This window comes from Klebsiella sp. D-Nf1 (assembly GCF_002810515.1).
In the GTDB taxonomy this organism is placed as follows: domain Bacteria; phylum Pseudomonadota; class Gammaproteobacteria; order Enterobacterales; family Enterobacteriaceae; genus Klebsiella; species Klebsiella variicola.
On the sequence record NZ_PIOK01000003.1, the window covers coordinates 315136 to 339182 of the forward strand.

Genomic DNA, 24047 nt, shown 5'->3' on the forward strand with positions numbered 1-24047 from the left:
TAAATAACATACTCCCTGCGCTTTGAATCCAGGGGGGAGAACGTGGGAGGAGGAAGTTAATAATGAGGGTGAGATATTTAGATCGCATTTTTCGAATGTCTTTTAGAAAATAAAAAATAAAAATTATTATTTATTTACAATGAGTTATGTTTTTAATGTGGGTTTCTTTTATTTCTTTTTGAGAGTGGCGTTAAGATTTTTCTATAAAAATAAGGAATGGTCCTGGTAGCGAATTTGAATAATAAACAATGAAGTGAGTAGGATGTCAGTGCAGGGAAGGGATTAAAAGATAACAGGCTAATCCAATGGACTGAGCATTAATAAATTGTACGTATAAAGTACGCCAGGGTATTTCCTGAACGATTCTCCATAAGCGTGGTGATGAGGAGTAAATATGAAAAAATACAGCAGAGGAATGGCATCTTTCGTGGTGATGATGATGCTTTCTCCGGTAGCGGCACAGGCTGCTGATGGCAAAGTCACCTTTAATGGTGAAGTCATCGAAAATACTTGTACGGTAGTGAATAAAGACAAGACGGTGACCCTGCCGACGGTCCAGCGTTCAGCGCTCAGCAGCGCGGGTGAGACGGCGGGCGTGGTTCCCTTCACTATCGATCTGACGAGCTGCACCCCAGGGGCTGATGTCTCGGTGTACTTCGAGAAAGATCAATATGTTTCCACGGAGGGCCGACTAAAAAATACCCTGTCTGACGGCACGGAAGCAGAAAACGTCGATGTGGAACTGCTGAACACCCGGTTTACGCCGATTAACCTCGCGGAGAGCCCGGCGGTCGCTGCAGACGGCACCATTGCTCGCCCGGATGTGATCCCGGTGGCGGTGGCTGAGCAGGATGGTTCCGCCTCGCTGCCTTTCTATGCCCGCTACTATGCGACCGACGCCGCTACGGCTGGAAAAGTCGCTACCTACGTCAACTTTACGGTGGTCTATCCGTAAACCCTGTCCACGGCCCCGCTCAGGGGCCGTTTATCCACCCGGCAAGGAGGAGGTGAATATGCGGCGTATGGTTCTGGCATGGCTGCTGTCCTGCATTTTACCCTCGGCGGACGCCAGCATGGTTATTGACGGCACACGGATTATTTTTCCCGGCGACAAAAAAGAGATCGCCGTCCGGGCCACCAATATGGGGGAGACCCCCTCTCTGACGCAGGTCTGGGTCGACGATGGCCGCGTGCAAAATCAACCGGAAAAAGATTCGGCGCCGTTTATTGTGCTGCCGCCGATTGTGCGTATCGAGCCGGGAAAGGGCCAAAGCTGGCGCCTGGTGTTCAACGGCAGCCGTCTGCCGCAGGATCGGGAGTCGCTGTTCTGGTTTAATCTGCTGGACATCCCGCCTGAGCCGAAAAACGGCACGGCAATCAATTACCTCCAGCTCGCGATACGGTCGCGTATCAAGCTGTTTTACCGTCCGGCAGGCGTGGCGGCGGAAAAAATGGCGCCGGAGAATGCCCTGCGCTGGGCGCTGGCTCCCACGGGCAATGGGCTGCGGGTGAGCAATGCCTCATCGCGCTATATCACCATCGACAGCATCACCCTTAACGGACAAAAACAGTCCGCTGGCATGGTCGCCCCTTTTTCCTCGCTGGAGATCGCGCTTAAAGGGGTCGCGCTGCGTACGCTGCCGGAGAAATTCAGCTTCACCACCATCAATGATTACGGCGCGGTAGTGAATCATAATTATCCTCAGTAAGGACATTATTATGAAACTCAGGGAGATCAAGTTTGGGTTGATGCTGCTCCTTCCCTGGCAGGAGGCATGGGCGGCAGAGGCGTTTAGTTTTAACGGCGCCCATTTGCACGGCGCCGCGCAGGTTGATCTCCAGAAATATCAATACGGTAATCCGCTGCACGCCGGACAGTATCGCAGCACGCTCTCGGTGAATGGCCGGGACCTGGCGGAAGAAACGTTTGTCATCCAGGAACACGATGGCCAGCTTGAGCCCTGCATCTCGCCCTCGCTGTTCGACGCCCTGCAGCTGAAGGACGCCCAGTGGCCGGCGGCGGCCACCTGCCTGCGCTTCTCGCAGATCGATAAGGCGATCGGCTGGGAGTATGACAGCGGGGAAAACGTCCTGCGGGTAAATATGCCCCAGGCGCTGCTGCAACCCCATTATCGGGGGGCGGTGAACCTGAAGAAGGTGGATAGCGGCGTGCCCGCCGCAGTGCTGCGCTATCAGGCCAACAGCTATCAGAGCATCGTCGACGGGGATACCAGCAGCAATCATTATCTCGGGCTGGATGCCAGCCTGCGTGCCTTTGGCTGGCGGTTACATCACCAGTCCAGCTACCAGGCTCAGGAGGGGAGCACGCACTGGGATAGCATCGCCACCTGGGCTGAGAGAAGTGTCGTGAACTGGGCGTCCACGTTACGGCTGGGTCAGGGGTGGACCGATGGGACCTTCTTTGACAGCGTCAGTTTTATCGGCGGCAGGTTGGCCACCGATGTTCGCATGCTGCCGGGCTCCCGCCGCGGCTTTGCACCGTCGGTTAGCGGCGTGGCGCGCACCAATGCCCGCGTGACGGTCACCCAGAACGGAGCCCTGTTGTACGAGGCCACGGTTCCACCGGGCAAATTCACCTTTGACGATCTCTATCCCACCAACGCCGGCGGCGATTTACAGGTAACGATCCATGAGGCGGACGGCAGTCAGGAGACCTTTACCGTGCCGTACGCCGCGCTGCCTGGCCTGGTGCGGGCAGGCGCGGTCTACTATGACCTGTCGCTGGGCTATCTGGATGAGGACGAGATCGCCGGGCGGCCGGGATTTGGCGAAGCCACAGTGCAGTACGGCTTCAATGACTATGTCAGCGGCTATACCGGCGCCAACGCGACGACGGATTATTACTCGACGCTGGTCGGCAGCGCCTTCAATACCTACTGGGGGGCGCTGGCGGTCGATCTTTCCCGTTCTGCGGCGAAGGGTAGGGAACGCGGCTGGCAGGAGGGGTATCGCTGGCGGGTATCCGCATCAAAATCCTTCGCGTCCGATACGCGGATGCTGGTCTCGATGAGCCACAGCAACGACGGCAACTATCGTTCCATTCGCGACGCCGTCCGGGAGCACGACCGTTACCCCAACGACTGGCGGGAGATGACCCGCTACAGCGCGACGTTGTCTCAGCAGGCCAGCAGCGGTAGCCTGTCATTTAACGGAATCTGGAGTGAGGATGTCCGCCACCACCGCTGGCGCTCCTATCAGCTGGGGTACGCCAACCGCTATGGTCAGCTCAATTACTACCTGTACGCCCAGCAGAGTCAGGATATTCATCACCGCAATAATCAGGTGGTGGGCGTCTCCTTTTCGCTGCCGTTCGGGCAGGCGGGCAGCCTGACTACCCGCTTTAACCATGATAAGAGCTACGGCAGCCAGCTGCAGTCCAGCTATACCGGCAGCGCTGGCGAGAAAAATGCCTTTAGCTATGGCCTGACCGCCAGCTACGACATGCCGCGGGAGAACCCGCACGAGGCCAGCGTTGGGGGCAACGGTAGCCTGCGTACGGATTATGCGTACCTGAATGCCAGCGCCAGCGCCGGTCGCCACCAGCAGCAGTACTCGCTGGGGGCATCGGGCGCCCTGGTGGCGCATCAGGGCGGAATGACCGCCACCCCCGAACTGGGGGAAACCTTCGCCATTGTGGAAGCGCCCGGCGCGGCGGGCGCTCGGGTGGCAAACCGCCTCGGACAGCCGATAAACCGCCAGGGTTTTACGATCATCCCTTACCTCGATCCCTTTACCCATAACTGGCTGGATCTCGATCCGCAGGGTCTGAACGACCACGTGGAGATTGTCTCCAGTAGTACGACGGTGGTGCCCGATTCGGGCGCGGCGGTGAAGGTCAAATTTATCACGCGTACCGGCTATCCCTGGTTTGCCCATGTCACGCTGCCGGATGGCGCGGCGCCCCCGCTGGGCGCGGAGGTGTTTGACGAGAGCGGTCGGGCGGTTGGCGCCGTCGGTCAGGGCGGGCTGCTGTATGCCCGGGTGCCGCAGGCCCACGGCAGCGTCTCGGTAGTATGGGGCGAACGCAGCGGGCAACACTGCCGGTTGGCCTATGCCATCCGCGGCGACGCGGCGCAGCAGGTTAGCCGCGGTACGCCGCATCAGGTCTGCTGGCCGGAAATAAAGGAGAAGTAATATGAAAAAAATCATCGCATCAGGGGTACCGCTTCTGCTGGCCGGCGGATACTGCGCCTCGCTGTCGGCAGCGTGCCAGATGGTCAGTGGCAAAACTATCGAGTATTCAGTGAACGTCAGCCAGGCCAGTATCAACCTTGACGTCAGCAATCGCCCCATCGGCTCCCTGCTATACAGCTACGGAGGGATGATTATCACTAATAACGAACGCTGGGAGATCGCCTGCAGCGGCAGCGAGCCCGGCGGGTTTCAGAGCATCGGCGGCTCACGGGTCGGCCCGGCGGGAGACGGCAAGCCCGGGGATATCTACAGCATCGACCGCCTGCCGGGCATTGGCTACAGCTTCCAGATGGGGGAACAGGATGGCATTAATTTCGATCCCCTGTTCACGGCCTGGCCCTCAGCGCCGGTATTTTCCGGCCAGCGCGCATTTCAGGCGGAAAATAAAAAACCGACCATCTATTTCTGGCGGATTGCCGATAACGGCGGTCTACCGCCGCCGGGCGAGTATTGCCTTAACGATTACCTTGGCGATATTTATCTTGGCGGAGTACAGGCGATGCGCTTTAGCGTCAGTGGGCTCTGTATTCAGGTCAAATCACCCACCTGCAAGATTACTGACGACAGTAAAAACATTAACGTCTTCCTCGGGCGGCATAACAAAACCGCGTTTACCGGGCTCAACAGCACCACCGCCCCGGTTCCTTTTAACATCAACCTGACGAACTGTGAAAATGTCGGCAGCGTGTTTATGCAGTTTAACGCGACGGTGGACAGCACTGTCGCCGCCAACGAGGTGATTAAAATCGATGACCAACCTGAAGGCGCATCCGGACTTGGCGTGCAAATCCTCAGTGCCGGCGGCGCGCTGGTGCCGCTAAACCAGGTGAGCCAGATCTGGTCCGGGAATAAAGGCAGTCAGACGAACTACCGTTTATCCTATCAGGCCCGCTATATCCAGACGCAGCCCGCAGTGACAGCGGGCGAGGCGAACGCCAGCGCGACCTTCGTGGTGACTTATCACTGATTGGCCTGACGGCGTAGCGTCGTCAGGCATGAGCCAATAAAGGAAACATCAACTTCCTGTCTTTAAACAGATTTTCCTTCTGGTCATAGACGAAGAGGATATCTTCTCCCTCAATCTTCTCGTACTCGCCGAGCCGGTCTTCACTGGGGGTAAAACCGAGTATGGCCTGGTAAACATGGTCATCGGCCAGTTCGTTGACCAGCGTCGACAGGCTCTTACCCTCCTCGCAGAAGAGGTCAAAGCAGATCAGCACCGGACCGTTTTGCATGGCGATAACCACCGCCTCATTTTTTGCCGAGTAATAGACGAAATGCTTCATAAAGGCTGAGCAGTAAAACATCAGCAGGCCAAAATTATGCTCCACCCGCAGCGGTGAGAACGGGTTGGATTTTTCGTAGTAATGGCGGAGCAGGGCAACATCGTCTGCGCTGTCCATATTCAGTTTGCGAAAATCACCGGCTCGCGGGGAGACCGGCATAATATATTGATGCTCTTCGCTGCGGGTGAAGCCAAATTTGGGATAAAAATCCACTGTAGTGGGATTGGCGAATAAAAAGAAGGCGTCCGCCTCCTGCTGCCAGTCCTGCAGGATGTGATGGATAAGCTGGCCGGCTAATCCCTTATTACGGTGGTCCGGTTCGGTCATCACGGTGCCAATCTGAATATAACGCCGGGGCTCGCCCTGCCAGCGCAGGTCGATGATATTGGCCGAAGCGTTAGCGATAACTTTATTGCGTTCGACAAAGGCGTAGGGGATATAGGCGTCGGTCCAGTAACCTTGCTGATACCACTCTTCAAAAGACAGATCAAAAGTCTTAACGGCAAGGTCAATGAAGCTTTTTCTTAATGGGCTATTTTCTCTGACTTGCTTCACTAATTGATAATTCATTGTCATAGTTCCTTCTCACTATGGCTTCTGAAAGCGGCGACGTCGGCAAAGGCACTTGCGTCGAATGAGCGCTGTAAACGTAGCATATCTGGGAAAAGGATCAGCAATGTCGATGCTTAACCATTGCCCCAGTCACAAATAACCGCATGCTGGCGTCGCCGGATGAAGCTGAACGTTTCGCTACAGTGTCTGTTATCGCCATGCTGCAGGCCGACGAAGAGGAGCAACAAAACCGGCGCTGAGAAAATTCACTGGTTACTTTGTCGGCAATCGGCCGCGCCGTAGAGGTTAGGTTTATTTATTTCCGTATAAAACAGGAAATCTTACTCGGTGAGTCTAATAATAGGTAAGTGCCAGCGCAATGGCTGAAATGGTTTAAGCGTTAACTTATAATAACGCGTCTGGTGTCTGAGTATTACCGCACGAATTGGAAAAATACAACATGCAGGATCCGCTACTTTATTTCGCGGTTTTTGCTCAGCTATTATTGAGTGAATTAACAGGATTACTATGTCAAATTTACCCAAATTTTCCCGCGCGCTGTTGCACCCGCGTTACTGGCTGTTATGGCTGGGAATTGGCTTTTTATGGCTGCTGGTGCAATTACCGTATCCGGTGATCTACCGTCTGGGGACGGCGCTTGGGCGACTGGCGATGCGGGTGATGAAAAGCCGCGCGCGGATTGCCAGACGTAATCTCGAACTCTGCTTTCCCGAGATGAGCGCCGCCGACCGCGAGGCGTTGCTGGTGAAAAACTTTGAATCGCTGGGTATGGGGCTGATGGAGACCGGCATGGCCTGGTTCTGGCCGACGCACCGGGTGGCGCGCTGGACCGAGACCAGCGGCGTTAACGAGGTGATCGAACTCCTCGAACAAAAACAGGGCATCTTACTGATCGGTATCCATTTTCTGACCCTCGAAATGGGGGCGCGGATGTATGGCATGTTTACCCCAGGCATTGGCGTCTACCGGCCCAATGACAATCCGCTGATTGACTGGCTGCAGACCTGGGGACGCTTACGCTCTAACAAGACCATGCTGGATCGAAAAAATCTGAAAGGGATGGTCAGGGCGCTAAAGGATGGGGAGATCCTCTGGTATGCGCCAGATCACGATTACGGTCCGGCCAGCAGCGTTTTTGCGCCGCTGTTTGCCGTCGAGCAGGCGGCGACCACCACCGGCACCTGGATGCTGGCGAAAATGTCCGGAGCGACAATTGTGCCGTTTGTTCCGCGGCGCAAGCCCAACGGCATGGGGTATGAGCTGATCTCCCTGACGCCGGAGCGCACGCCGCCGCTGGCGAGTGCCGAGGTCACGGCGGCATGGATGAATCAGATCATCGAACAGTGCATCCTGATGGCGCCCGAGCAATATATGTGGCTACACCGGCGTTTTAAGACCCGTCCGGAAGGGGTACCGCCGCGTTACTGAACGCTTCGGCCAAAAAATAAGCGCATCGGTAGCACGCTCAGTAAATCGCCGTCTATACTGAAAGAGCCTGACTGAAGGCTAATTCCAAGGAGATTGCAGGATGAAAAAAGTGATAGTCGCGTTAGCCCTTTCCGCCGTTGCATTTGGCGCGTCCGCCGCGCAGTTGATCACCAAAGAAGAAGTGAAACACTTCAAACTGACCAAGGTCGGACCGATCTCGGTAGGGCCGTCCGGTGGCGAGTTCTCTTCGCCTTCCGATCTGCACGATCAGCTCTCTAAGCTGGCCGATGAGAAAGGCGGAAAATATTACGTGATTACCGCTGCGCGCGAGCATGGTCCTAACTTCGAAGCCACAGCGGAAGTGTATAAATAACCTTTTTTAAAGCGTGCCATCGCGGCGCGCGACAGACTGAGCCTGGAGCGCGTTAAGCCTCCAGGCTTATTTTTTTCCTGCGACGGGAATTTCCACCGGCAATCTCGACAGCGAAAACGCGTTTTTATCGCTATATATAAATTTCATGATCACGATGTTAATGAAATATTGCTTTTCATTGCCGCAAAAGGCGAATTCCGACCTAATGCCTGAGGGAGTGACCCCTGGCAAAAATAGGTAGGACAAATGTGTTATCATCGCGCCTTTCCCTTTTTGTCTGGGGCTTTCTTGTATGCTACAACCTGTTGTTCGCGTCGGTGAATGGCTGGTAACCCCCTCTGTAAACCAAATCAGCAGGAAGGGGCGCCAGCTTACCCTTGAACCGCGTTTAATCGACCTTCTGGTCTTTTTTGCTCGCCATCCGGGGGAAGTGCTTAGCCGGGACGAGCTTATCGAAAACGTCTGGACCCGTAACGTTGTGACCAGCCACGTCGTCACGCAGAGTATTTCCGAACTGCGCAAGTCGCTCAAAGACGGCGATGACGTTAGCCTTGAGTACATCGCGACGGTACCCAAACGGGGGTATAAGCTCACGGTGCCGGTGATCTGGTGCACCGAGGAGGGGGAGGAACTCGCCCCGCAGATGGAGGTGCTGACGTCTTCACCGTCGGCTGACATGCCCATGCCACCGGCGGCGGCTGCGCCGCCCGACATGCCGGAACCCCCTCCGGATCTCGCCGCACCGGCGCCTGCCGTCGCCAGCGCGCCGTCAACCCGCAAACGTCTCACTACCGCTCTGGTGTGGGGGCTGTTTCTGCTGGCGCTGGGCACCTGCGTGGCGCTGGTGGCGCTGTCGAGCATAGAGTCGCGGCCGCCGGTTAACAAGGCGCGCCTGTTGCTTAATCCGCGTGATATCGATATCCACCTGGTCAATGGTAACTCCTGCACCAACTGGTCGTCGCAGCACTCCTACGCGGTCGGCCTGGCCAGCCTGATCACCACCTCGCTAAACACCTTCTCGACCTTTATGGTGCATGACAAAACGGACTACAACATCAATGAGCCGAGCAGTTCCGGGAAAACGCTGACCATTGAGTTCGTCAATCAGCGCCACTACCGGGCACAGCAGTGCTTTATGTCGGTCCAGCTGGTGGATAACGCTGACAGCTCGACGATGCTGGATAAACGCTACTTTGTGACCAATGACAACCAGCTGACCATTCAGAACGATCTGATGAACAGCCTGTCGGATGCCCTGACGCAGCCGTGGCCGGCGCGGATGCAGGCGATGCTCAGGCAGTATCAGCCGTCGCAAAGCGTGGCGTTAACCTACTTCTACCAGTCGCATCAGCTGCTAATGAAGGGCGATGTCGATTCATTAAGTAAGGCCAGCAGTCTGCTGGACGATGTGATTAAGCGGGCGCCGGATTTTATTTACGCCTATGCCGAAAAAACGCTGGTGGATGTATTACGCCATTCGCAGCAGCCGCTGGACGATAAACAGCTGGCTGCCCTCTACAGTGAAGTTGAGCGGGTAGGGGAGATGCCGGGTATTAAAGACATGGCGATTTATTACCAAATAAAAGCGGTGGATATGCTCGGTAAAGGCAAAGTCGACGAAGCGAATACCGCGATTAACAGTGCAATCGATTTAGAAATGTCGTGGCTGAATTATGTGCTGTTAGGCAAAGTCTATGAGATGAAAGGTGAGAACCGGCTGGCTGCCGATTCTTACATCACCGCGTTTAATTTACGCCCCGGCGGAGATACGCTGTACTGGATAGAAAACGGCGTTTTCCAGACGTCGGTTAACCGGGTGGTTCCGTATCTCGATAATTTCCTCTCTTCAGAATAAGTAAACCCTCATCACGCGCAAGGTTTTTGGCGTGATGAGGTTAAATTTATGTTTCTCATGAAGCCTCTGATTGTTATTTATATTTAGCATTCTGGAGGCTTTAAATAACAGTTGAGTAACACACTCACCTTACTCTAACTGCATGTAATACAACGATGTTTATCTTTTTCTGACACCCTGTTGTCATGTTTATATGTTAAGCGAAAAAGCTCAAAATATCATTTGTCTGATGTTTGTTGTTATTTCACTTTATCTTTAGGACTTATCTCGTACAAATCAGTAATCTTGTTGGCAGTTGGTCGGGTCAATTAATGGTTCTGTATCATGATCTGTACCTCCCAAATAAACTTAGGAGAAAAACAACCATGAGTTCTGCCAAGAAGATCGGGCTATTTGCCTGTACCGGCGTCGTCGCCGGTAATATGATGGGGAGCGGTATTGCATTATTACCTGCGAACCTGGCCAGCATCGGTGGTATTGCCATTTGGGGCTGGGTAATTTCAATTATTGGTGCGATGTCTCTGGCTTATGTTTATGCCCGACTGGCCACTAAGAACCCGCAGCAGGGTGGTCCAATTGCCTACGCCGGGGAAATATCTCCCGCATTCGGTTTCCAGACTGGTGTGCTTTATTATCATGCAAACTGGATTGGTAACCTGGCCATCGGGATTACCGCAGTTTCTTATCTCTCTACGTTCTTCCCAATTTTAAATAACCCGGTGCCAGCAGGTATTGCCTGTATTGCCATCGTGTGGATCTTTACTTTCGTTAATATGCTCGGCGGAACCTGGGTCAGCCGTCTGACCACTATTGGTCTGGTACTGGTGCTTATTCCAGTGGTGATGACCGCGGTTGTCGGCTGGCACTGGTTTGACGCAGCGACCTATCAGGCGAACTGGAACACCTCCAGCACCACCGATAGCCACGCGGTCATTAAAAGTATCCTGCTCTGCCTGTGGGCCTTCGTTGGCGTCGAATCCGCCGCCGTCAGTACCGGGATGGTAAAAAACCCGAAACGTACTGTCCCGCTGGCTACCATGCTGGGTACTGCGATGGCCGGTATCGTCTATATCGCCGCGACTCAGGTTATCGCCGGTATGTATCCTGCTTCTCAGATGGCCGCATCCGGTGCGCCGTTCGCGATTAGCGCCTCTACCATTCTCGGCGGCTGGGCTGCTCCGATGGTTTCCGCTTTCACTGCCTTCGCTTGCCTGACGTCTCTGGGCTCGTGGATGATGCTGGTTGGCCAGGCCGGTGTACGTGCCGCCAACGACGGTAACTTCCCGAAAGTGTACGGCGAGCTTGATAGCAACGGTATCCCGAAAAAAGGCCTGCTGCTGGCGGCGGTGAAAATGACCGCGCTGATGGTGCTGATTACCCTGATGAACTCCGCCGGTGGTAAAGCCTCCGACCTGTTCGGCGAACTGACCGGTATCGCAGTACTGCTGACCATGCTGCCTTACTTCTACTCCTGTGTTGACCTGATTCGTTTCGAAGGCATCAACATCCGTAACTTCGTTAGCCTGATTTGTTCGGTACTGGGTTGCGTGTTCTGCTTCATCGCGCTGATGGGCGCAAGCTCCTTCGAACTGGCCGGCACCTTTATCGTTAGCCTGATTATCCTGATGTTCTACGGTCGCAAAATGCACCAGCGCCAGCAGAACAACGCAACGGATAACAACAGCCCCGCTAACGCGCACTAATCAGTAACCCGTTTTCCTGAGGCTCCTTCCATCACCTGTCACAACGCGACGGGAGGGGCTTTCTACATCTGGAGATTTGACTATGAACGTTATTGCAATCATGAATCACATGGGTGTTTACTTCAAAGAAGAACCCATCCGTGAACTGCATCGTGCTCTCGAACGCCTGGACTTCCGTATTGTCTACCCGAACGACCGTGACGACTTATTAAAACTTATCGAAAATAACTCTCGTCTGTGCGGCGTGATCTTCGACTGGGATAAATACAATCTCGAACTGTGCGAAGAAATCAGCAAAATGAATGAGTACATGCCGCTGTACGCGTTCGCTAACACCTACTCCACTCTGGACGTTAGCCTGAACGATCTGCGCATGCAGGTTCGCTTCTTCGAATATGCGCTGGGCGCCGCGGAAGATATCGCGAACAAAATCAAACAGAACACTGACGAATACATCGACACCATTCTGCCGCCGCTGACCAAAGCGCTGTTCAAATATGTCCGTGAAGGTAAATACACCTTCTGTACCCCTGGCCACATGGGCGGTACCGCGTTCCAGAAAAGCCCGGTAGGCAGCATTTTCTATGATTTCTTTGGCCCGAATACCATGAAATCCGATATCTCCATTTCGGTTTCTGAACTGGGTTCTCTGCTGGACCACAGCGGCCCGCACAAAGAGGCGGAAGAGTATATCGCTCGCGTCTTTAACGCTGAACGCAGCTACATGGTGACCAACGGTACTTCTACTGCCAACAAAATCGTCGGCATGTACTCCGCGCCAGCCGGCAGCACCGTGCTGATTGACCGTAACTGTCACAAATCGCTGACTCACCTGATGATGATGAGCGACATTACGCCGATCTACTTCCGCCCGACCCGTAACGCCTACGGTATCCTCGGCGGTATCCCGCAGAGCGAATTCCAGCACGCGACTATCGCCAAGCGTGTGAAAGAGACGCCGAACGCGACCTGGCCGGTACACGCGGTTATCACCAACTCGACCTATGATGGTCTGCTGTATAACACCGACTTCATCAAGAAAACCCTGGATGTGAAATCCATCCACTTTGACTCCGCATGGGTGCCTTACACCAACTTCTCGCCGATCTATGAAGGCAAATGCGGGATGAGCGGCGGCCGTGTCGAAGGGAAAGTCATTTACGAAACCCAGTCCACGCACAAACTGCTGGCGGCATTCTCCCAGGCATCGATGATCCACGTGAAAGGCGACGTTAACGAAGAGACCTTCAACGAAGCCTACATGATGCACACCACCACCTCTCCGCATTATGGGATCGTGGCGTCCACCGAAACCGCGGCGGCGATGATGAAGGGTAACGCCGGTAAGCGTCTGATCGACGGCTCTATCGAACGTTCCATCAAGTTCCGTAAAGAGATCAAACGCCTGAAAGGCGAGTCTGACGGCTGGTTCTTCGACGTCTGGCAGCCGGAGCATATCGATGGCGCTGAATGCTGGCCGCTGCGCTCTGACAGCGCATGGCACGGTTTCAAAAACATCGATAACGAGCACATGTACCTCGACCCGATCAAAGTCACACTGCTGACTCCGGGGATGAAGAAAGACGGCACCATGGATGATTTCGGTATTCCGGCAAGCATCGTGGCGAAATATCTCGACGAACACGGCATCGTGGTTGAGAAAACCGGTCCGTACAACCTGCTGTTCCTGTTCAGCATCGGTATCGACAAAACCAAAGCGCTGAGCCTGCTGCGTGCGCTGACCGACTTCAAACGCGCGTTCGACCTGAACCTGCGGGTGAAAAACATGCTGCCGTCTCTGTACCGTGAAGATCCTGAATTCTATGAAAACATGCGTATTCAGGACCTGGCGCAGAACATTCATAAACTGGTTGAGCATCACAACCTGCCGGACCTGATGTTCCGCGCGTTTGAAGTGCTGCCATCGATGGTGATGACCCCGTATGCCGCGTTCCAGAAAGAGCTGCACGGTCAGACGGAAGAAGTGTACCTCGAAGAGATGGTCGGCCGCGTCAACGCCAACATGATCCTGCCGTATCCTCCGGGAGTACCGCTGGTGATGCCGGGTGAAATGATCACCGAAGAAAGCCGCCCGGTGCTGGAATTCCTGCAGATGCTGTGCGAAATCGGCGCTCACTACCCGGGCTTCGAAACCGATATCCACGGGGCATACCGTCAGGCGGATGGTCGTTACACCGTTAAAGTGCTGAAAGAAGAGAACAACAAGTAATAGACGCACTACAAGGGAAGTGGCTTGCCACTTCCCTTTTTTCACGCTGCAAGGAGAACCTATGAAAACACCCTCACAGCCGCGCGCGATTTACTACATCGTAGCGATCCAGATCTGGGAGTACTTCAGCTTTTACGGCATGCGCGCCTTACTCATCCTTTACCTCACCCACCAGCTTGGCTTTGACGATAGCCACGCCATCAGTCTGTTCAGCGCCTACGCATCTTTAGTTTACGTAACCCCTATTCTCGGCGGCTGGCTTGCCGACCGCCTGCTCGGCAACCGCACGGCGGTGATTGCCGGGGCGCTGTTGATGACCCTCGGCCACGTGGTGCTGGGCGTCGAGTCGACCTCGGCATGGAGCCTGTACGTCGCGCTGGCGATCATTATCTGCGGCTACGGCCTGTTCAAATCCAATATCAGCTGCCTGCTCGGCGAACTGTACGCTCACGACGACCCGCGTCGCGACGGCGGCTTCTCGCTGCTGTACGCCGCCGGCAACGTCGGCTCGATTGCCGCGCCCATCGCCTGTGGACTGGCGGCGCAGTGGTACGGCTGGCATATCGGCTTCGCCCTGGCGGGGATCGGTATGTTCATCGGCCTGATGATTTTCTTAAGCGGCAGCCGCCATTTCCGGCATACCCGCGGCGTCGATAAACCGGCGCTACGGGCGGTGAAATTCGTGCTGCCGACCTGGGGCTGGTTGCTGGTGATGCTGTGCCTGGCGCCGGTGTTCTTCACGCTGCTGCTGCAAAACAACTGGTCCGGCTATCTGCTGGCGATCGTCTGCCTGTTCGCCGCCCAGATGGTGGCGCGGATCATGATCAAAGCCCCGGAGCATCGTCGCGCGCTGTGGCAGATCGTCCTGCTGATGCTCGCCGGGACGCTGTTCTGGGTGCTGGCGCAGCAGGGCGGGAGCTCGATTAGCCTGTTTATCGACCACTTCGTCAATCGTCGCCTGCTGAACTGGGACGTGCCGACCGCGCTGTTCCAGTCGGTCAACGCGGTGGCGGTGATGGCGGCCGGCGTGGTGCTGGCGTGGCTGATGCGCCCGGAAGGCAGTGTGCGTTCGGTGCTGCGCGTCTGGCTGAAATTCGCTTTCGGCCTGCTGCTGATGGGCGGCGGCTTTATGCTGCTGGCGCTCAATGCCCGCCACGGCGCGGCTGACGGCCAGGCCTCGATGGGCATGATGGTTGCCGGGCTGGCGATGATGGGCTTTGCCGAACTGTTTATCGACCCGGTGGCGATGGCGCAAATCACCCGTCTGAACATGCCCGGCGTCACCGGGGTGTTGACCGGGATCTATATGCTGGCCACTGGCGCGGTCGCCAACTGGCTGGCGGGCGTGGTGGCGCAGCAAACCACCGAATCGCAAATTAGCGACACGGCGATTGCTGCCTATCAACATTTCTTCTCGCAGATGGGCGAATGGACCCTCGGCTGCGTGGCGGTGATGGTCGTTATCGCCTTTGCCGCGGCCTGTAGCGTCGGCAAACGCCGTGCGGCTGCCGGTGAAGTTACCGGCGGCGGCGCCTGACGCTCGTCCCGGCTGGTGGCGTAAACGCCTTATCCGGGCCGCGATTCGTAGCCCCGGTAAGCGCAGCGCGACCGGGGGCATTACATCAACAGCGGAGCGCGAAGTCGCTCCTTGCACAGCTTAGTGAACAGGAGGAGGATATTCTGGCATGCGCGGAGGCCAACGATAAAAAATACCGTTACTGAAGCCATAGCTGAGTGAGATCAGCTTGGAGTGAATCCAGGATCGTTAAGATTGTGCTCTGGTGTCTTCCCAGAGACAGGCCGCGCGGAAGGGTGACCTGGTTCAATTTATCGAAGCTAGTTTGAAAGCAAGGTTATGAGGAATCCATATGTCTGAACAACAAGCACAAGGTGCCGATGAGGCCATTGACCTTAATAATGAACTGAAAACTCGTCGCGAAAAACTGGCTGCACTGCGTGAGCAGGGCGTAGCCTTCCCCAACGACTTCCGTCGCGATCATACCTCTGACCAATTGCACGCTGAATTCGATGCGAAGGATAACGATGAACTCGCTTCCCTGAACGTTGAAGTTGCGGTGGCTGGCCGGATGATGACCCGCCGCGTGATGGGCAAAGCCTCCTTCGTCACCCTCCAGGACGTTGGCGGCCGCATTCAGCTGTACGTGGCGCGCGATGACCTGCCGGAAGGCGTCTACAACGAACAGTTTAAAAAATGGGACCTCGGCGACATCATCGCCGCCCGCGGCAAGCTGTTCAAAACGCAAACCGGCGAACTTTCCATCCACTGCACTGAGCTGCGTCTGCTGACCAAAGCCCTGCGCCCGCTGCCGGATAAATTCCACGGCCTGCAGGATCAGGAAGTTCGCTATCGCCAGCGCTATCTGGATCTGATCGCCAACGAAGAGTCGCGTCATACGTTCCGTATCCGCTCGCAGATCCTCGCGACCATGCGCCAGTTCATGGTGGCTCGCGGCTTTATGGAAGTCGAAACGCCGATGATGCAGGTGATCCCTGGCGGGGCGTCCGCCCGTCCGTTCATCACCCATCACAACGCGCTGGATCTGGATATGTACCTGCGCATCGCGCCGGAACTGTATCTGAAACGTCTGGTGGTTGGTGGCTTTGAACGCGTGTTTGAAATCAATCGTAACTTCCGTAACGAAGGGATCTCCGTACGCCATAACCCAGAGTTCACCATGATGGAACTGTATATGGCGTATGCGGACTACAAAGACCTGATCGAACTGACCGAGTCGCTGTTCCGCACCCTGGCGCAGACGGTGCTGGGCAAAACCGAAGTGCCATATGGCGACCAGGTGTTTGATTTCGGTAAGCCGTTTGAAAAACTGACCATGCGCGAAGCGATCAAGAAACACCGTCCGGAAACCAACATGGCGGATCTGGATAACTTCGACGCGGCGAAAGCGCTGGCGGAATCTCTCGGTATTCAGGTAGAGAAAAGCTGGGGTCTGGGACGTATCGTCACCGAAATCTTTGACGAAGTGGCGGAGGCGCATCTGATTCAGCCAACCTTCATCACCGAATACCCGGCGGAAGTTTCCCCGCTGGCGCGCCGTAACGACGTCAACCCGGAAATCACTGACCGCTTTGAATTCTTCATCGGCGGCCGCGAAATCGGTAACGGTTTCAGCGAGCTGAACGATGCCGAAGACCAGGCGCAGCGCTTCCAGGATCAGGTGAACGCCAAAGCGGCGGGCGATGACGAAGCGATGTTCTACGACGAAGACTACGTGACTGCCCTCGAGTACGGCCTGCCGCCGACCGCGGGTCTGGGTATCGGTATCGACCGCATGGTGATGCTGTTTACCAACAGCCATACCATCCGCGACGTGATCCTCTTCCCGGCCATGCGTCCGCAGAAGTAATCCGTTGCACTCCCTCCCGGCCTGCGCCGGGAGGTCCTCCCTGCATTATCCCCATCCTGTCGTTTGCCCTGCCGCATGGCAGGGGCGGAGAGATTACTGCACTTTTTGCAGGGAGCCGCGCTGGCTGCCGTTTGTCCAGACGCCGTTAAAGGCGTCGTTGAGAGTAAACGCTGAGCTTTTCACCCGGAAGGTCAGTTTACCCTGGCTGGCTTTCGCCTCCTCGACCAGATGACCATGGGTTTTCACCGTTTTAGCAGTGACGGTAATCTCATCAATTTTATCGCCATACTCCGTATAAACATACCAGGTGCCCACCCAGGGGCCGAAGCCGCTGCTGGCCTGCTGCGCGGCGGCGGCATTCTCGGCTTTGGTTTTATGAATATCGCAGGTGGTCCCGTCGGTCATCTGCGTGCAACCGGAACGTTCAAGCTGTTCCCGGTATTTCGCGCTAATGGCGTGGGCCGGCGCGGCGGCAACCAGCGCCAGGGTGAGGGTGGTGAAAAGCCAGGTCTTATTCATCTTATTGTTTCTCATCGCGATAGCGGCGCGCATTGTCATAAAGGTTGATACACATTGGTGCATTCTCCCGGTGGCGTCAGAATAAATATAACCGCAGCCATTCCTGATAAATAACTACCAGGAAGGAGATGGGTTATTTAATGGTAAAACATCATTACCCTGAGCTTATTTATCACAGAGCCTTCCCGCTGCTTGTCATATTATTGCAGAGAGAATGTTAAGTAATTGATGTTTTAAAAGTGGCTATTTGTCACTTACGCAAATAACAGCAGGCCAGGCCTGGGCGCAGCACTAAAGCCCGCGCCGGTGCGGTGTTGAGTTTTTTTCATATTGCTATCATCATATTTCGAATGAAAGGGATAACCTCTGAGTCGGGTTATTAAGCCAGTAATTTTTATCCGCAAAATAAGCTGGCGGCAAGCATTATTTCCATTTATTTTTCAGGGTTACCTGAAATAGCGGATATATCGCCAGCGCAATGATGGATTTCCATCATTTCTCCGTTTTCATCGTCGGTCGTCGCCTGCTTATAGTGACGCCAGACAAGACCACAGGGTGAAAAGGAGAACAAGATGGCGACAGAGCATCTGCAGTGGGGCGTGAGCCCCCTGTGCTGGACCAACGATGTGCTGGAGGATTTAGGCGGCGATATCCCCCTGGATACCTGCCTGCGCGAGGCGCGGGAGGCGGGCTATCAGGGCATTGAATTAGGACGGAAATTTCCCCGTCAGGCAGAGACGCTGGGCCCGCTGCTGGCGGCGGCTGACCTGCGCCTGGCGTCCGGCTGGTACAGCGGCTTGCTGGCCGACCGCAGCGTGGAAGCGGAGCTGGAGGCGGTGCGGGAGCACGCGCAACTCCTCCGGCAGCTCGGCGCGAGGGTGATGGTTTACGGCGAGTGCGGGCAACTGCCGGGTGAAACCCCGCTTGATGAGCCTATTTCGCTCTCGCCGCCGTTAAGCCGCGTCAGCCTGACGGCGTATTGCCACAAGCTAAATACCTTTGCCGACCTGCTGCTACGCGACTATGGCCTCCAGCTGGCCTATCACCATCATCTGATGATGCTGGTGGAGCATGATGACGAGCTGGAGCGGTTTCTGTCTCACACCCATGACAACGTCGGGCTGGCGTTTGATACCGGGCACGCCTTTGTCGCCGGGATCGAGATCCCGCGCGTGCTGCAAAAATATGGCCACCGTATCCGCCATCTGCATCTGAAAGACGTGCGTCCGCAGGTGCTGGGGCGTCTGTATCGTGAAAACCTGAGCTTTAACGAGGCGGTGCGCGCCGGGCTGTTTACCATCCCAGGCGACGGCTGCATCGACTATGCGCCGATCCTCGACTTCGTCCGGGACAGCGACTACCGCGGCTGGCTGATTATCGAAGCCGAGCAGGACCCGGCGATGGCGCCGCCGTTGGCCACCGCCCGCCGCGCCTATGCCTGGCTGGCGCACCATTTATCTTCCCCTTCACCGTCAGAGGAGCACGCAGCATGAGCGCGCGGTTAAATATCGGTCTTATCGGCTCGGGTTTTATGGGTCAGGCACACGCCGACGCGTACCGTCGTGCGGCGATGTTCTATCCCGATCTGCCGAAGCGCCCGCATCTCTACGCGCTGGCGGATCAGGATCAGGCGATGGCTGAACGCCATGCGGCGAAACTGGGGGCGGAAAAGGCCTACGGCGACTGGCGCGAGCTGGTAAACGATCCGCAGGTTGATGTGGTGGATATCACCTCGCCGAACCATCTGCACTACACAATGGCGATGGCGGCGATCGCGGCGGGTAAACATGTCTATTGCGAGAAGCCGCTGGCGGTCAACGAGCAGCAGGCGCAGGAGATGGCGCAGGCGGCACGGCGCGCGGGGGTGAAGACCATGGTGGCCTTTAACAACATCAAAACGCCGGCGGCACTGCTGGCAAAGCAGATTATCGCCCGGGGCGATATTGGCGAACCGGTGCGCTTTCGCGGCACCTTTGATCAGGGGTTTTATAACGACCCTAACCTGCCCTGGTCCTGGCGCTGCTCGAAAACCCTCGGCGGCAGCGGGGCGCTTGGCGACCTTGGCGCCCATACCCTGTCGGTCGCCCAGTTTTTGCTGGGCGGGATCCGCGAAGTGACCGCCAGCGCGCAAACCTGCCTGCGCCAGCGTCCGGTGCCGCAGCGCGATGCCGGGTATGCCAGCCGGGTCGCGGCCGATGCCGAGTGGCGGGAAGTAGAAAATGACGATCAGGTTCAGTGCCTGGTCAATTTCGACAGCGGCGCGGCGGGAGTGATTGAGGCCTCGCGCATCGCCGCTGGGCGGATCTTCGGCGTGTTCTGGGAGGTCTCCGGCACCGAAGGCACGCTGTATATGGACGGGGAGCGCTTTAACGAGCTGCAGGTGTATCGCTTCAACGATGACAAACACGACCGCGGCTTTAAGACGCTGTATGCCGGGAGCCAGATCCCGGCCTATGCCGGCTTCTTCGGCTTCGATTTTGGCGGCGGCGGGCTGGGCTATTTTGACGTCAAGGTGATCGAAGTGCATGACCTGGTGCAGGGGATTTGCGGGGACGATGACTGCTATCCCAACTTCGAATTTGGTTTGCAGAATCAGCGCGTGCTGTCGGCGATTGAAGCCTCGATGGCCAGCCGTCGCTGGGTGAACGTGGTTAAAGACTAAGGAGCCGCTATGTTTCCCTCACACTTACCGACCCCGCGCCGCCCGGCGGCGCAGAGCATTCCCTCCCTGCGCTGGGGCATTATCGGTCCTGGCTGGATCGCCGAGCGCTTTGTTCATGCATTGAAAACCTACAGCCGGCAGCAGGTGGTGGCGGTGGCCTCCCGCAGCCAGGCGAAGGCCGAGCGGGTGGCCGCGGAATGGGGGATCCCCCAGGCTTACGGCCAGGTGGAGGAGATGCTGGCGCGCCCGGATATTGATGCGGTGTACATTGCGACGCCGCACAACCATCACTTTCCCGACGGCATGCAGGCGCTGAAGGCGGGTAAACACGTGCTGATTGAGAAGCCCTTCGCGCTCAACCTCGGCGAAGGGCGTGAGCTGCAGGCCGAAGCCGCCCGCCAGGGGAAGCTGGCGCTGGAGGCGATGTGGTGCGATTACGCGCCGAAATATGATGTGATCCGCCAGCTGCTGGAGGATGGGGCGCTCGGCGACCTGCATACCCTGCTGGCCGATCACGGCGAGTATTTCACCCCCGACCACCGCATCTTCAATGCCGACCTTGCCGGCGGGCCGATGATGGACCTCGGCAGCTATTTGACCTCGTTTGCGCTGATGGTGGGCGGCATGCCGCAGGAGATTGTCGCCCGCGGCAGCGCCACGGCGGAGGGGCTTAACGGTCAGACGTCGATGCTGTTCGGCTGGCAGAACGGGATGCAGGGGTTGTTAAACACCACGTTATTCAGCAACACGCCGGGCGGGGCGGTGGTGGCCGGACGCCAGGCGACCCTGACGCTCGACGGTCAATTCTATGCCCCCGGCGGCTTCACGCTCGCCGCCAGCCAGGGCGGACAGGCGCTGCGCTGGGAAGAGCCGCGCAATCGCTACGACCAGCTGTTCTGGCAGGCGGAGCATTTTGCCTGGTGCATCGGGCAGGGGTTGCAGGACTCGCCGCTGCGGCCGCTCAGTCGGGTGCTGCAGAATCTGCAGGTGATGGATGAGGTGCGGCGCCAGGTGGGCGCGGTGTTTAACGAAGAACGCTAAGGGTTGGCCGGGCTTTGGTTTGCAGACAGCGCGAGCGTATCTGCCATTGCCCGGCACCAGGACGCGTACGATGCCTGATGTCTGTTGCCCGGCGGCGCTGCGCTTGCACGGGCCTACGATATCTATGCAACCGTTTGATATTACAGTGTATTAATGCCTGTGTTATGTAGGCCGGGCAAGGCGTCGCCGCCGCCCGGTATAAAAGCGGCTCCGTGCCCGCTGTCCTTGCCCGGCGGCGCTGCGCTTGCGCGGGCCTACGAGGTTTCTGCAACCGTTTGATATTAAAGCGGATTAATGCCTGTGTTATGTGGGCCGGGCAAGGCGTCGCCGCCGCCCGGCATAAAGGCTGGTACAGCGCCTGATAGCGGTTGCCACGCAACCACTCAGCGGCAGTCGTCGACGGCGACAAACTGGCCATGCTGCAGGGACTGAACCGCCGCTTCGGCAATGGCCTGCGCCTGCAGGCCGTCCAGCAGGCCGGGCAGGTCGGCCACGGTTTCACCATTCAGGGTGCGAATAAAGGCGTCAAGATGCTGGTAATAAGATCCCTGTACCCGGCTGAACCAGTCTGGCCACAGGCCCGGCTCTATGCGCTGATTGCCGCGCCACAGGGTAGGGCCCGCCGGCGACTGGCTGCCGGACTCCAGTGCGCCTTTGGCGCCCAGCAGCGTGATCCGTTCATCATACCCGTGGCCGGTGCGGCGGGTGTTGTCCAGCTGCGCCAGCGCGCCGCCGCGCATCTGCATCATCAGGATAGAGGTGTCGACATCGCCAAATTCGGCGATGTCCGGCAGGGCCAGCGCCGCGCCCATCGCCGCCACGGTGCGCACTTCATCGCCAGTGAGAAAGCGCAGGAGATCGAAGAAGTGGATCGCCTGATCGCGCATCTGGCCGCCGGAGCTGCGCAGATAGTCGAGCGGCGGCATGCTGGAGGCGCGGCAGACCATCTGCACCAGCTCGACCCGGCCGATCAGCCCTTGCTCCAGCTGGCGGCGGAGCTGCTGATGGCTGCTGTCGAAGCGCCGGTTAAAGCCGACAGTCACCGGCACGTTCAGGGGGAGCACCCGCTCCACCACCTCGCGGGCGCGCGCCAGGGAGAGGTCGATAGGTTTTTCGCAATAGACCGCCTTGCCCGCCCGGGCGGCGGCTTCCAGCAGTTCGGCATGCGACGGGGTTGAACTGGCGATCAGCACCGCGTCGATGGCGTCGCTATGGATCGCCTCGCTCACTGTCACCGCCCGGGCGCCATAGCGGGCGGCCAGCGCCTGGGCGCGCTCCGGGGCGGCATCGGCCACCATCGTCAGCGCACTTCCTTCATGACGGGCAAGACTGGCGGCATGAACCTGACCGATAAAACCACTGCCTACCAGGGCAAAACGTTTGCAGATCATTTTTTTCTCCAGAATGGCGAGGGGACGTTGCCACCATAATCGGTTTGCTAAACTCACTGACACTGCCGTTTTGATGGATTTCCATCATGAAGAGAGGGGCGATGAAAAATATTTCACTGGCGATGCTGGCCAGACAGATTGGCGTCGGCGTGGCCACCGTTGACCGGGTGCTGAACGAGCGCGGCGGCGTATCGCCGCAGACCACGCGCAAAGTGTTGCAGGCGGCGCGCGAGGCGGGGCTGAAGCGGATCCTGCCGGAGGAGCACCGCTTTCCCTGGCAGGTTGAGGTCTTTCTCAGCAGCAATGACTCGTTCTTCTTTCCACAGCTGGCGCAGGATTTTGCCGCCGTGGCGGATAGCCTTGGCTATCGCCGTCTGACCCTGCACCGCACCTTTGTCCCGGAGTCGCAGCCGACGACGCTGGCCCGGCGCATTGTGCGCAGCTGCCAGCAGCGTCAGGGGATCATCGTCTTCGGCAATGACCATCCCGCGGTGCACGACGCGCTGCGCCGCTGCCGGGAGGCGGGCGTCCCGGCGATCACCCTGGCGACGGACCTGCCCGGCGCCGACCGACTCTGCCACGTGGGGATCAATCAGCTGCAGGCTGGCCGCACGGCGGGGTTAATGCTGGGGAGAATGACGCCGCGGCCCGGCGAGGTGCTGATGGTCAGCGGCCGGCAAGATTACAGCGCGCATCGCCTGCGCATTCAGGGGTTTCGCGAGGTGCTGAGCCAGCGCTTTCCCCACCTGCAGCTCAGCGACGTGCTGGCGGGTGAGGAGCGGCGGGAGCAGATCACTCGCCTCGTGGAGCAAGCCCTGTGCCGCAGCCGGAATATTGTTGGGATCTATAACACCGGGCTTGGCAATACCCAGATTGCCGAGGCGCTGGCCCGCCACCGCCGCGAAGGCGACGTCTGCTGGATCACCCATGAGCGTTACAACACCACCCGGCAGCAGCTGGCGAAGGGGAGTCTGGCGTTAACGCTCGATCAGAACACCCGCCAACACGCCCAGCTGGCGATCAACCTGATGCTGCGCCATCTGGAGTCCGGCTACCAGCCGCAAACCTATGCCGACGGTAAAGTCGACTTTATCCTCTACAGCGCCGAAAACGTCGACTGAGTCGGTCGGCGTATCCCCTCCTGACCGCATGACTATCCCTGGCGGGTAAATACCCGCCTGGCGGGGAAGCGATCGCTTCAAAGCGTTGTCTGCCTCTCATTTTTCGCTCATTTATGCGGCAATGTTAGATGTCTGTCAAAATTCTGTTACTGCATAGTTTTAAAATTTTCGTTTCAGTTATTTACTTATAAAAGTTTCAAATGTCTTGTTAATGAAATAAATGGTCTGAAATCCAGGTTGCGGTGTAAATGGACTGACGTTTCA

At 57.2% G+C, this 24047-nt stretch carries 18 protein-coding genes; 15 read left to right on the forward strand and 3 right to left on the reverse strand.

Features of this window, described 5'->3' with window-relative positions:
* Positions 1–394 precede the first annotated feature (394 nt).
* Genes CWM54_RS15320 through CWM54_RS15335 form a run of 4 tightly spaced genes read left to right on the forward strand, consistent with a single transcriptional unit; the run spans position 395 to position 5182 of the window.
* Complete coding sequence (locus CWM54_RS15320) at positions 395–955, forward strand: fimbrial protein (RefSeq protein ID WP_012542568.1); 561 nt, start codon at positions 395–397, stop codon at positions 953–955.
* Positions 956–1013: 58 nt separating this feature from the next.
* Entirely contained in the window at positions 1014–1709 is a 696-nt protein-coding gene (locus CWM54_RS15325) for a molecular chaperone (protein WP_008805478.1), read from the forward strand.
* 10 nt (positions 1710–1719) lie between these two features.
* Positions 1720–4155 (forward strand): fimbria/pilus outer membrane usher protein, encoded by a 2436-nt coding sequence (locus CWM54_RS15330; RefSeq protein ID WP_100697686.1) that lies wholly within the window; start codon positions 1720–1722, stop codon positions 4153–4155.
* Between the two features lies 1 nt (position 4156).
* Positions 4157–5182 carry a fimbrial protein gene (locus CWM54_RS15335; protein WP_100681954.1) on the forward strand — a complete coding sequence of 342 codons (1026 nt, stop codon included), beginning with the start codon at positions 4157–4159 and terminating at the stop codon, positions 5180–5182.
* Positions 5183–5204: 22 nt separating this feature from the next.
* Here CWM54_RS15335 and CWM54_RS15340 read toward each other — a convergent pair whose 3' ends face one another.
* Positions 5205–6071 (reverse strand): GNAT family N-acetyltransferase, encoded by an 867-nt coding sequence (locus CWM54_RS15340; protein WP_100681955.1) that lies wholly within the window; start codon positions 6069–6071, stop codon positions 5205–5207.
* Positions 6072–6581: 510 nt separating this feature from the next.
* Between CWM54_RS15340 and CWM54_RS15350 the strand changes: the two genes are divergently transcribed.
* The 7 genes from CWM54_RS15350 to lysS all read left to right on the forward strand — a co-directional run bounded on the left by CWM54_RS15350 (position 6582) and on the right by lysS (position 17049).
* On the forward strand, positions 6582–7502 hold the full coding sequence (locus CWM54_RS15350) for a Kdo(2)-lipid IV(A) acyltransferase (RefSeq protein ID WP_100681957.1): 921 nt from the start codon (positions 6582–6584) through the stop codon (positions 7500–7502).
* A gap of 100 nt (positions 7503–7602) precedes the next feature.
* On the forward strand, positions 7603–7875 hold the full coding sequence (locus CWM54_RS15355) for a DUF1471 domain-containing protein (RefSeq protein ID WP_002892402.1): 273 nt from the start codon (positions 7603–7605) through the stop codon (positions 7873–7875).
* A 292-nt stretch (positions 7876–8167) separates the two neighbouring features.
* On the forward strand, positions 8168–9730 hold the full coding sequence (gene cadC, locus CWM54_RS15360; RefSeq protein WP_100697688.1) for a lysine decarboxylation/transport transcriptional activator CadC: 1563 nt from the start codon (positions 8168–8170) through the stop codon (positions 9728–9730).
* A 365-nt stretch (positions 9731–10095) separates the two neighbouring features.
* On the forward strand, positions 10096–11433 hold the full coding sequence (cadB, locus tag CWM54_RS15370) for a cadaverine/lysine antiporter (protein WP_061155472.1): 1338 nt from the start codon (positions 10096–10098) through the stop codon (positions 11431–11433).
* A gap of 82 nt (positions 11434–11515) precedes the next feature.
* On the forward strand, positions 11516–13663 hold the full coding sequence (gene cadA / locus CWM54_RS15375) for a lysine decarboxylase CadA (protein ID WP_061155471.1): 2148 nt from the start codon (positions 11516–11518) through the stop codon (positions 13661–13663).
* A 61-nt stretch (positions 13664–13724) separates the two neighbouring features.
* Entirely contained in the window at positions 13725–15200 is a 1476-nt protein-coding gene (gene dtpD / locus CWM54_RS15380) for a dipeptide permease DtpD (RefSeq protein WP_012542563.1), read from the forward strand.
* A gap of 331 nt (positions 15201–15531) precedes the next feature.
* Positions 15532–17049, forward strand: coding sequence for a lysine--tRNA ligase (gene lysS, locus CWM54_RS15385; RefSeq protein ID WP_004202393.1), 1518 nt, complete (start codon positions 15532–15534; stop codon positions 17047–17049).
* A gap of 93 nt (positions 17050–17142) precedes the next feature.
* On the opposite strand, the gene CWM54_RS15390 is transcribed toward lysS, so the two are convergent.
* On the reverse strand, positions 17143–17568 hold the full coding sequence (locus CWM54_RS15390; RefSeq protein WP_061155469.1) for a hypothetical protein: 426 nt from the start codon (positions 17566–17568) through the stop codon (positions 17143–17145).
* Between the two features lie 572 nt (positions 17569–18140).
* Here CWM54_RS15390 and iolE point away from each other — a divergent pair.
* Genes iolE through CWM54_RS15405 form a run of 3 tightly spaced genes read left to right on the forward strand, consistent with a single transcriptional unit; the run spans position 18141 to position 21271 of the window.
* Positions 18141–19061, forward strand: coding sequence for a myo-inosose-2 dehydratase (gene iolE / locus CWM54_RS15395; RefSeq protein ID WP_100697690.1), 921 nt, complete (start codon positions 18141–18143; stop codon positions 19059–19061).
* The gene (locus tag CWM54_RS15400; protein WP_086519398.1) at positions 19058–20230 is read left to right on the forward strand and encodes a Gfo/Idh/MocA family protein; all 1173 of its coding nucleotides are present in this window, start codon (positions 19058–19060) and stop codon (positions 20228–20230) included. Before iolE ends, CWM54_RS15400 begins: the two co-directional genes overlap by 4 nt.
* Positions 20231–20239: 9 nt before the next feature.
* On the forward strand, positions 20240–21271 hold the full coding sequence (locus tag CWM54_RS15405) for a Gfo/Idh/MocA family protein (protein ID WP_100697692.1): 1032 nt from the start codon (positions 20240–20242) through the stop codon (positions 21269–21271).
* 383 nt (positions 21272–21654) lie between these two features.
* Here CWM54_RS15405 and CWM54_RS15415 read toward each other — a convergent pair whose 3' ends face one another.
* Positions 21655–22662 (reverse strand): Gfo/Idh/MocA family oxidoreductase, encoded by a 1008-nt coding sequence (locus tag CWM54_RS15415; protein WP_100697696.1) that lies wholly within the window; start codon positions 22660–22662, stop codon positions 21655–21657.
* A 101-nt stretch (positions 22663–22763) separates the two neighbouring features.
* Between CWM54_RS15415 and CWM54_RS15420 the strand changes: the two genes are divergently transcribed.
* On the forward strand, positions 22764–23783 hold the full coding sequence (locus CWM54_RS15420) for a LacI family DNA-binding transcriptional regulator (protein ID WP_100697698.1): 1020 nt from the start codon (positions 22764–22766) through the stop codon (positions 23781–23783).
* Positions 23784–24047: the final 264 nt, after the last annotated feature.

Coding starts and splice junctions, on each gene's coding strand:
- CWM54_RS15405 (WP_100697692.1), top strand. CDS start 20,240: ATGTTTCCCTCACACTTACCGACCCCGCGCCGCCCGGCGGCGCAGAGC.
- dtpD (WP_012542563.1), top strand. CDS start 13,725: ATGAAAACACCCTCACAGCCGCGCGCGATTTACTACATCGTAGCGATC.
- iolE (WP_100697690.1), top strand. CDS start 18,141: ATGGCGACAGAGCATCTGCAGTGGGGCGTGAGCCCCCTGTGCTGGACC.
- CWM54_RS15400 (WP_086519398.1), top strand. CDS start 19,058: ATGAGCGCGCGGTTAAATATCGGTCTTATCGGCTCGGGTTTTATGGGT.
- CWM54_RS15340 (WP_100681955.1), bottom strand. CDS start 6,071: ATGAATTATCAATTAGTGAAGCAAGTCAGAGAAAATAGCCCATTAAGA.
- CWM54_RS15335 (WP_100681954.1), top strand. CDS start 4,157: ATGAAAAAAATCATCGCATCAGGGGTACCGCTTCTGCTGGCCGGCGGA.
- CWM54_RS15320 (WP_012542568.1), top strand. CDS start 395: ATGAAAAAATACAGCAGAGGAATGGCATCTTTCGTGGTGATGATGATG.
- CWM54_RS15420 (WP_100697698.1), top strand. CDS start 22,764: ATGAAAAATATTTCACTGGCGATGCTGGCCAGACAGATTGGCGTCGGC.
- CWM54_RS15355 (WP_002892402.1), top strand. CDS start 7,603: ATGAAAAAAGTGATAGTCGCGTTAGCCCTTTCCGCCGTTGCATTTGGC.
- lysS (WP_004202393.1), top strand. CDS start 15,532: ATGTCTGAACAACAAGCACAAGGTGCCGATGAGGCCATTGACCTTAAT.
- cadA (WP_061155471.1), top strand. CDS start 11,516: ATGAACGTTATTGCAATCATGAATCACATGGGTGTTTACTTCAAAGAA.
- cadC (WP_100697688.1), top strand. CDS start 8,168: ATGCTACAACCTGTTGTTCGCGTCGGTGAATGGCTGGTAACCCCCTCT.
- cadB (WP_061155472.1), top strand. CDS start 10,096: ATGAGTTCTGCCAAGAAGATCGGGCTATTTGCCTGTACCGGCGTCGTC.
- CWM54_RS15325 (WP_008805478.1), top strand. CDS start 1,014: ATGCGGCGTATGGTTCTGGCATGGCTGCTGTCCTGCATTTTACCCTCG.
- CWM54_RS15350 (WP_100681957.1), top strand. CDS start 6,582: ATGTCAAATTTACCCAAATTTTCCCGCGCGCTGTTGCACCCGCGTTAC.
- CWM54_RS15330 (WP_100697686.1), top strand. CDS start 1,720: ATGAAACTCAGGGAGATCAAGTTTGGGTTGATGCTGCTCCTTCCCTGG.
- CWM54_RS15390 (WP_061155469.1), bottom strand. CDS start 17,568: ATGAATAAGACCTGGCTTTTCACCACCCTCACCCTGGCGCTGGTTGCC.
- CWM54_RS15415 (WP_100697696.1), bottom strand. CDS start 22,662: ATGATCTGCAAACGTTTTGCCCTGGTAGGCAGTGGTTTTATCGGTCAG.